Below are 9008 nucleotides of genomic sequence, written 5' to 3' on the forward strand. Positions count from 1 at the left end.
CGCGATGGATCGTGACCGTGGCCGCAACTCCCGACGGCCCCGATGTCTTCGTCCTCGAGGCGTCTGCCGACGGCTCACTGATCGACCGCGTCGAGACACTGGATCTGTCCCGCGCTCAGGCCTCTGTGACCCTCACCGATACCTCGGCACGACGTCTCACGACTGGCGGCAGCGCTGCGACCGCACTACTTCCGGCCCTCGACCTCGCCTGCATAGTGCTGGCCGCCGAGCAGCTCGGCGGTGCCCAGGCCAGTCTCGATGCCACGGTCCGGTACGCCAAGGAACGACGGCAGTTCGGCCGCGAGATAGGTAGCTTCCAGGCGGTGAAGCACTCGCTCGCAGACCTACTGGTGCTGGTGGAGTCGAGTCGGTCAGCGGTGACCCGCGCGGTCGAAGCCGAAGACCGCACCGAAGCCGGTTCGGTTGCCCAGGCGTGGTGCTCGGACGCGTACCGAACGGTGACGGCCGAGGCGGTGCAACTGCACGGCGGCATCGGCTTCACCTGGGAGCACCACTGCCACCTGTACTTTCGACGTGCACGCGCAGACGCTCAACTCTTCGGTGGTTCCGCGTTCCATCGGGAACGTCTGGCCCTCGCCCTCGCCTGGTGAGACCTCCACCCGGTAGATCAGCGCTTGTCGCGCCCCGACCACGGCCGATCACGATTCTCCCGTGGCTCGGACGGTAAGCCGAGCACTCTTTCGCCGATGATGGTTCGCTGAATCTGATCGGTGCCGCCCGCCAGCCGGTAACCCGGGCTACCCAACACGTGCTCGGACCACGCGAAGAGGTCGTCGTTCACCCGGGCGGAGATGTTCTCTCCCAACAGGTCTGCGGCAATCTCGCCGATCCTGCTCAGCACGTCCGATGCCATCAGTTTTCCGACCGACGCGGCCGGTCCCGGCGAGATCCCTGCCGCAGCGGCCCTCGCTACCCTGTCGGCGGTGGCGGCGCGCAGTTCGGATCGGATGTACACGTCGGCGATGTCCTGACGCACCAGCGGATCGCCGGCCACGCCGAGGGATTGTGCGAGAGTCACCAACTCTGCGACCGAGCCGCCCTTCTTGCGGGTCACCGAACCGGAGGCGGTGCGCTCGAAAGCCAGAGTCGCACCGGCAACTTTCCACCCCGCGCCGACGTCGCCCAGGCGCATGCTGTCGGGAACTCGAACGTTGTGCAGGAACACCTCGTTGAAGGATGCGCCCCCGCTCATCTGCCGAATCGGGCGGATCTCGACGCCCTCGAGGTCGAGTGGAATCAGGAACGCGGTGATTCCCTTGTGCTTGGGCACGTCGGGATCGGTGCGGGCCAGGAGCATCCCGAGGTCTGCGAACCGTGCGCCCGACGACCACACCTTCTGCCCGTTGAAGATCCACTCGTCACCGTCGCGCACCCCACGGCATCCCAGAGCCGCCAGATCCGAGCCGGCACCGGGCTCGCTGAAGAGCTGACAGGCCAGCAAATCCGTGCGCAGCAGTGGATTCGCGTAGGTCTCACGTTGTTCGTCGGACCCGAACATCGCGACCGCAGGACCGACGAGACCCGTCGTGACACTGATGAGTTCGGTCGAAGGCGGAACATCGAACTCGCGCTCGGCCTGGGCGATGGCCGATGCGAACGACGCGGGAAGCCCGCGTCCACCGTGCTCGACCGACAACGTCACCGCGCCGTAGCCTGCATCGAAACGCCTGCGACGGTATTCTCTGACGGCGTCGAGCAAGGCCGACTCGTCGTCATCTGACAGATTGCGAAAGACGGCCAGGTCCGGCCGGTCGTCCGGTGACGGGGTCGGCCGCGGCGGGAGGATCGAGCTCAACCACGAGCGGACCTCCGACCGGAAATCGGCCAACTCGGGAACGGTGTCGACAACCTCTGTCATGGTTCGCCTTTCGCTATCGGCTCGTCAGCACGGTGCAGGCCGACAGACCCGGTGCCCCGTAGACATGCGTGAATCCGACGGTCGGCCCGCCGGGCACCTGACGCCCGTCCGCTCGACCCTGCAGTTGACGCACCACCTCGTGCACCTGCCGCAATCCGGATGCGCCGATCGGCTCACCTCCGGCCAGACATCCACCATCGGTGTTGATCGGAAGGTCGCCGTCCCAGTCGGTCGCTCCGGAGCCGAGCAACTGTGCTTGCTCACCGTGCTCGCAGAGCCCGGTTTCGGCCATGTGGATCAACTCGGACCCGGAATCGGTGTCCTGCAACTGCGCCACATCGACGTCGGCCGGATCCACACCCGCTCCGGCGAATGCAGACGCGGCCGCGTCGATACTCGGGCTGTGCACCGGATCGGTGGTCAACCAGGGTGAGAAGACCTCGAAGGATCCCGGTCGTCTCGTTCGGACTTCGACGGATGCCAGCCGAATCGGCCGCTCGCACATGTCGTGTGCCCGCTCACCCCGAGCGAGAATCAGTGCCACACCGCCCTCGCCCGGCGAACAGAACATGTACTGGGTCAGCGGGTCGTTGATCATCGGGGACGCCAGAACCTGCGCAGAGGTCAGCGGAGTGCGACGCCATGCCATCGGATGCGCGGCCCCGTTGGCGAAGGCCCGCTCGGATACCGCGGCGAGGGCGTACTCGTCGAGTCCGTACCGGTGGAGGTACCGACGAGTCTTCATGGCGAAGTACTGCGTGGTGACCATCAGACCGGTCTGCGCGTACCAGGGGTCGAGACCGTAGGCCGCTGGGTCGGATGCGAATGCTCCTCGCGGGTGCTTGTCGAAACCGACGACTGCGACGATCCCCGCTCGACCGGCGGTGAGCATGTCGGCCGCGGTCGACAGCGCGACTCCCCCTGTGGCGCAGCCGTTCTTGACGGTCGTGAACGGGATTCCGGTCAGCCCGAGCCGAGACACCAGCGAGTCGGGCTTGCCGGAGACGTTGCTGCCACCGACGGCCGCATCGACATCGGACCACCCGATTCCGGCGTCTTTCAGTGCGGCACGAAGTGCGTGTTCACCCATGTCCCTGCCGGAGACACCGTCGTGCCGCCCGAAGGCATGCATCCCCGCTCCGACGACGAAGATGTCGGCCGGACTCACGAGACCACCCTGGCAAAGGCGAACGTGACCTGGCCCCCACCGACGTCGAGCAGACGCAACTCGACCTCGTCACCGATCGCGACCTCACCGACTATTCGCGACTCGACCAGAACCGCATCGAGATCGACGTATCCGACGACGAACGGTTCGAATCCCGACGACGACGGCTGGTACGGCGGTTTCGGCGCGAACGCCTGGGTGGTCCACGTCCAGATCGTTCCTCGGTTCGGCAGCGCGATGCGCGTGACGTACTCGCCGGTACACCCCGGGCACCGATGGGCTGCCGGAAAGACGACCACATCGCAGTCGCCACAAGAACTCCCGGCCAACAAGGGTGGGTCGAGTTCGACGAACAGCCTGTCGTCGATCGCAGTCGATTCCATCTCCTACCGCTCGCCTAGTCCGCCAACAGGCTCAGCGGACGCGCCAGGATCTCGCTCACCGTACGGAGGTATTCCGCCGCGGGAGCTCCGTCCACGGCCCGATGATCGAACGTCAAGCTCAGAGTCATCACCTGAGTCTTGACGGGAGTGTGCCCCTCCCAACGGAATCCGTCCTTCACTCTGCCGACTCCGAGGATCGCCACGTTGCCGGGATTGATGACCGGCGTGAAGAAGTCGACTCCGTACGCCCCGAGCGTGCTGACCGAGAACGTCGCACCCTCCATGTCGGACGATCCCAGCCTCCCCGTCCTGGCAGCTGTCGCCAATTCCGTGGTGCGAGCGCCGATTGCGCCGATCGACAACGAATCCGCTCCCCGGACGACCGGAACGACGAGACCACCCTCGACCGACACGGCGACGCCGATGTCGATGGCCTCGAACAACGTCACCTTCTCGTCGGCGATTCCCGCGTTCAACAGGGGATGTTCCCTCAGCGCCAACGCTGCGGCCTTGACAACGAAGGCGTTGAGGCTGGGCGGCTTCGACCCGCTTGACGCCGACTCGGCTCCTAGCTCCGCCCTGATCTTCACCAGTGCGGTCACATCTGCTTCGTAGCCGTGCGTCAGCTGTGCCATGGAGTGCAGACTGTCCAGCATGTTGCGAGCGATGGCGCCTCGCATGCCCTTCAGCGGGATGATGTCGCCGGGTTTCGGGCCGGTCGTGCGGGCAGGCGCGTCCGCTTCTGCCGATTGCGCGCCAACCGGGACCGAAACACTGCGACCGGCGGCAGTCTCTATGTCGCCCTTCGTGATTCGACCTCCGACACCGGATCCGACGAGCTCGCCGAGATCGACTCCGAGCTCGGCTGCCCGACGACGGAGTACCGGTCCGACGAACTGTCCGGCCGCGCGGTCCGCACCGACCGCCTTCTGTGCCTGCGCTGCTTCGGGTGTCGCTACCTTCTCGTGAACAGGCACTGCCGCGAGGAACTCCTCGACGTCCTCGGACACGATTCGTCCGCCGGGGCCGGAACCCCGTACACGGGCAAGATCGATGTGGGACATCGCAGCGACCCGACGGGCATTCGGAGACGACTTGATTCGTGAGTCGCTGCCCAGGGTGGGCACCTCGGTCTCGACGGCGGCGGTGGCACCGTCGGCGGCGGCCGCTTCGTCCGCGGTCACGACCGCCGCGTCGACGCCCGGTGCCGTTTCCCCGTCGCCGAGAAGCCACCCGATCACCGCGCCGACGGGCAAGACGTCACCGGCCTGCGCGGTCGTCGCCAGGATTCCCTCGGCCTCTGCCTCGACATCGACATCGACCTTGTCCGTTTCCAGGCGCAGAAGAACGTCGCCCAGACCGATGCGCTGGCCGGATTCGGCCACCCACTCGCCGATCACGCCTTCCTGCATCGTCAGACCCAGCTTCGGCAGCACGATCTGCTGAGCCACGATCAGTTCCTTTCGAGGAGACGGCGTGCACCCGCGACGATGCGGTCGGCGTCGGGAACGTAGGCCTTCTCGAGTGGAGTGCTGAACGGCACAGGCGTGAAGGGCGCGCCGACGCGCAGGACGGGCGCGTCCAGGTAGTCGAACGCCTCCTCCTGGATCTGCGCGGCCACCTCGGCTCCGATTCCGCCGAAAGTCACTGCCTCGTGCACCACCAGAATGCGGTTGGTCTTCGACGCGGACCTCACGATGGTGGCAGTGTCCAGCGGCTGGACCGTGCGAGGATCGACGACCTCCACCGACACCCCGGACTCGGCCAGGATGTCCGCGGCTTTCAGCGCTTCGGAGACCATGCGGCCGAACGCCACGATGGTCACGTCCTCGCCTTCTCGCGGGACGGACGCCTCGCCGAGCGGGATTGCGTAGACGTCCTCTGGAACCTCGGCGCGGGCACCGAGAAGGACCTTGTTGAGCATGAACACGACGGGGTTGTCGTCACGTACCGCCGAAACCATCAGTCCCTTGGCGTCGTACGCGTTCGACGGCATGACCACCTTGAGGCCGGGCGTATGAGCCAACCAGGCCTCGAGGCTCTGTGAATGCTGTGCGCCCGCACTGACTCCGGCTCCGTATGCGACTGCGATGACCATGGGGACCTTGACGTCGCCGCCGTACATGAATTTCATCTTGGCGGCCTGGTTGACCACCTGGTCGAGCGCGACGGCCAGGAAGTCCATGAACATGATGTCGATGATGGGGCGTAGACCACGTGCGGCCGCCCCGACGCCGAGTCCGATCAGACCCATCTCGGCGATCGGAGTGTCGACCATGCGGCGCGATCCGAACTCGGCGAGCAGCCCGTCGTACATGTGGAAGACGCCGCCGTAGGCCGCGACGTCCTCGCCGGCGACGAAGACGTTCTCGTCTTCGTGCATGACCTGGGCGACGGCCTCGTTGTAGGCCTTGACGTAGGTGGTGACTCTGCCCGCAGCGGCCGGTGCCGTCGCGGTTGCGTTGGGTGATTCCGTTGCAGTAGACATTCTCAGCCTTTTCAGATCTTCAGTCGCTGTAGACGTTGAGGGCGAAGTCGGCCAGATCCGGATACGGACTGGCCTCGGCGAAACTCACGGATTCTGCGATGTCGGCGTCGACCTCGGCCCAGACGGTCGCGAATTCGGCTTCGGTGACGAGCCCCTCGGTCACCGCCCGCGCTTCGAGCAACTTGATGGCATCGCGCTCCTTCCAGGCCTCGACCTCCTCCGCGGTGCGGTACGTCTTGCGCAGACCCTTCACACCCTGATGGTCGTAGTACCGATACGTCTTGGCTTCCACCAGGGTCGGACCGCCACCGTTTCGCGCTCGCTCGACCGCGCGACCGACTGCGGCCCGCACGGCGATCGCGTCCATTCCATCGCAGATCTCGCTCGGAAAACCGTAGGCCGCAGCGCGATCGGCCACATTCTCCAGCTTCATGTGGTCACGGAGTGCCGTGAACTCGGCGTATCCGTTGTTTTCGCAGACGAAGACCACCGGCAACCCGAGTATCCCGGCGATGTTGGCCGCCTCGTGGAACGCCCCGATGTTGCTCGCTCCGTCGCCGAAGAAGGGGACCGCCACCGAATCCTCCTCGCGGTACTTGGCCGCGAACGCAGCACCTACGGCGATCGGAATACCGCCTCCGACAATGCCATTGGCACCGAGCATGCCGATCGACAGGTCGTTGATGTGCATGGAGCCGCCGCGGCCCTTGCAGTAACCGTCGACGCGGCCGAACAACTCGGCGAACATCGGCTTGAATTCGGCACCCTTGGCGACGGCATGACCGTGTCCGCGGTGGGTCGAGGTGATCTGGTCGGTGTCCCTGAGATTGGACATCGTGCCGGCTGCGACCGCCTCCTGGCCGACGTAGAGATGCAGAAAGCCCGGCATCCGACCGCCCTCCATCAACCGGCCGGCCTCGGTCTCGAACTGCCTGATGCGCACCATCCTGCGGTGCAGATCGAGCAGAACCTCCCTGCTCGGCGTCGGATCGTTCGACCCCACGGGCTCTACGGCCTCGCGGGTCGGGTCGGTCGCGGTCGAAGTCACCACGTACACCTCTTCTCTGCAGACTTTGTTTACGTCTTCACCAGTATGGGCCCCACACTAGCGCAATGTAAGTAGAATCACTATAAAGTTACTTCAGCCCGCCGCGTCACACCTTTGGAGGATCGATCCCATGCTCGACCGAATCAGAGATCGAGCACGAGTCGAGCCATCAGGCCGGGCATTGACGGACGACACCACCTCGATGACGTGGTCCGACCTGCTCAGCGCCCTCGAGGCGCTCGGCGAGCTCCTTCTCGAGATCGCCCCCGATTCGGACGATCGCATCGCCGTCATCGGCGAGAACTGCGCTCCGACCCTGCTCACGCACGTGGCGGCCATCGCGCGGGGGGTCGGTACCGTCGCGATCTCCCGTCAGCTGACACCGAACGAGATGTCGGAGCAGTTCCTCGACTCCGGAACCGTCGCGGTGGTGACCGGTCCGGCCGGCCTTGCCTCGGCCCGCGCCGCAGCGGCCACCGCGGGCCTACGCGAAGTGATTGCGCACGGCTGCGACGGTGGCGTCGACACGGTGGCCTGGTCGGTGGCCGTCGCGCCGCAACGAGCTGCGTCTGCATCCACACCTCCGACCCAGCGCCCCGCACGTCCGCCTCTGGTCTACACATCCGGCACCACCGGCCGTGCCCGAGGCACCCAGGTGCGTTGGTTACCGGCCACGGGCCAGAGCGCTGCAGAATTTGCCGACGCGGTGGCCGCGCGGTCGGGTTACCCGGACGGGGTTCACCTGGTCGTGGGACCACTTCAGCACAACGGGCCGTTGACCGCCGTTCGGCATCTGCTCTCCGGCAACCCCGTGGTGGTGCTGGGACGTTTCGACGCCGAGAGAACGCTGGATTCGATCGACCGCCACCGCGTCACGTCCACGTTGATGGTTCCGACGCACTTCCAGCGGCTGCTCGGACTCGATACCCACATTCGCTCGATGTACGACGTCTCCAGTCTCGAGTACGTCGCGCATACCGGCTCGGCGTGCCCGCCGGACGTCAAGCGATCGATGATCGACTGGTTCGGTCCGGTTCTGGTGGAGTCCTACGGCGGCAGCGAAATCGGGACGGTGTGCAAGATCGCCTCGCCGGACTGGCTCACGCACCCGGGATCGGTCGGGCGGGCAGTACCGCCCTTCGAGGCTGTCGTGGTCGACGCCGACGGAACCGAACTCGACCGCGGGCAGGTCGGGGTGCTGGGCTTCCGAACGCCGCCGGAACGCAGTGTGGTGTATCACGCTGATCCCGAGAAGACCGCAGCCGCTTACATTTTGCCGGGTGTGGCAACGCTGGGCGATGTCGGCTACGTGGACGAGAACGGGTTCGTCTTCATCACCGACAGAGTCGCCGACATGGTGGTGTCGGGAGGCGTGAACCTCTACCCCGCCGAAAGCGAACGAGTTCTGGCCGCACACCCTGCCGTGGCGGAGGTCGCAGTCATCGGAGTACCGGATGCCGACTTCGGTGAAGCCCTGCTGGCTCTGATTGTCCCGGAACCGAATACACCACTCGATATCACCGAACTCGAAAGGTTCGCCAAGGCGTCGATGGCATCGTACAAATGCCCCAAGCGCTACGTGATCGTCGACGAGCTGACGCGCAACGTCATGGGCAAGCTCGACAAGAAGGCACTGCGAGCGCCGTATTGGGACACCGACCGGACCATCGCCGGATAGACGTCGGGTAGATGTCGGGTCCGTCGGGACGACGCGGGTCAGGACACCCGGACCAGCATCTTGCCGACGTTTCCGCCGCCGAGCATGGACACGAATGCGCTTGCCGCGTTGTCGAGGCCCTCGTGGATCGTGGACTCGGCCACGATCTCGCCGGCAGCGAGCCAGCCGGCGACGCAATCCTCGAACTCGCTCCTGAGATCCTCGTGATCACGGACGATGAAGCCTCTCATGGTGATCCGTTTCAGGATCACCTCGATCAGACGGTCCAGAGGTGGACTGTCCGGACCACCGTTCGAGATCATTCCGCACAGGGCGACGCGGCCTTGCTGACGAAGCGCAGACAGTGCAGCCACGAGGTGGTCGC

The 9008-nt window shown here is 65.7% G+C and carries 8 protein-coding genes and 1 pseudogene; 2 read left to right on the forward strand and 7 right to left on the reverse strand.

Annotated features, from left to right (window positions below):
- A partial coding sequence (locus tag A2J02_RS17390; RefSeq protein ID WP_197478053.1) for an acyl-CoA dehydrogenase family protein occupies positions 1–611 on the forward strand: 611 nt, incomplete at its 5' end.
- A gap of 17 nt (positions 612–628) precedes the next feature.
- Here A2J02_RS17390 and A2J02_RS17395 read toward each other — a convergent pair.
- The 6 genes from A2J02_RS17395 to A2J02_RS17420 are packed head-to-tail and all read right to left on the reverse strand — an operon-like array spanning position 629 to position 6966.
- Positions 629–1879: an acyl-CoA dehydrogenase family protein gene (locus A2J02_RS17395; protein ID WP_068051565.1), complete on the reverse strand. Its 1251-nt coding sequence runs from the start codon at positions 1877–1879 to the stop codon at positions 629–631.
- Positions 1880–1892: 13 nt separating this feature from the next.
- Complete coding sequence (locus A2J02_RS17400) at positions 1893–3047, reverse strand: thiolase family protein (protein ID WP_082898987.1); 1155 nt, start codon at positions 3045–3047, stop codon at positions 1893–1895.
- Positions 3044–3430: a Zn-ribbon domain-containing OB-fold protein gene (locus tag A2J02_RS17405; protein WP_068051567.1), complete on the reverse strand. Its 387-nt coding sequence runs from the start codon at positions 3428–3430 to the stop codon at positions 3044–3046. The genes A2J02_RS17400 and A2J02_RS17405 overlap by 4 nt, the downstream gene beginning before the upstream one ends.
- 14 nt (positions 3431–3444) lie before the next feature.
- Complete coding sequence (locus A2J02_RS17410; protein WP_068051569.1) at positions 3445–4881, reverse strand: 2-oxo acid dehydrogenase subunit E2; 1437 nt, start codon at positions 4879–4881, stop codon at positions 3445–3447.
- 2 nt (positions 4882–4883) lie between these two features.
- A complete protein-coding gene (locus A2J02_RS17415; protein ID WP_068051571.1) occupies positions 4884–5918 on the reverse strand; it encodes an alpha-ketoacid dehydrogenase subunit beta in 1035 nt (344 codons plus the stop codon).
- A 19-nt stretch (positions 5919–5937) separates the two neighbouring features.
- On the reverse strand, positions 5938–6966 hold the full coding sequence (locus A2J02_RS17420; protein ID WP_269454893.1) for a thiamine pyrophosphate-dependent dehydrogenase E1 component subunit alpha: 1029 nt from the start codon (positions 6964–6966) through the stop codon (positions 5938–5940).
- 130 nt (positions 6967–7096) lie between these two features.
- On the opposite strand from A2J02_RS17420, the gene A2J02_RS17425 reads away from it, so the two are divergent.
- Complete coding sequence (locus tag A2J02_RS17425) at positions 7097–8644, forward strand: AMP-binding protein (RefSeq protein WP_068051573.1); 1548 nt, start codon at positions 7097–7099, stop codon at positions 8642–8644.
- A gap of 38 nt (positions 8645–8682) precedes the next feature.
- Here the strand turns inward: A2J02_RS17425 and A2J02_RS28325 are convergent.
- Positions 8683–9008: pseudogene (locus tag A2J02_RS28325) on the reverse strand (NADP-dependent oxidoreductase); the annotation flags it as partial.

Source organism: Rhodococcus sp. EPR-147 (genome assembly GCF_001647185.1).
Classification (GTDB): domain Bacteria; phylum Actinomycetota; class Actinomycetes; order Mycobacteriales; family Mycobacteriaceae; genus Rhodococcoides.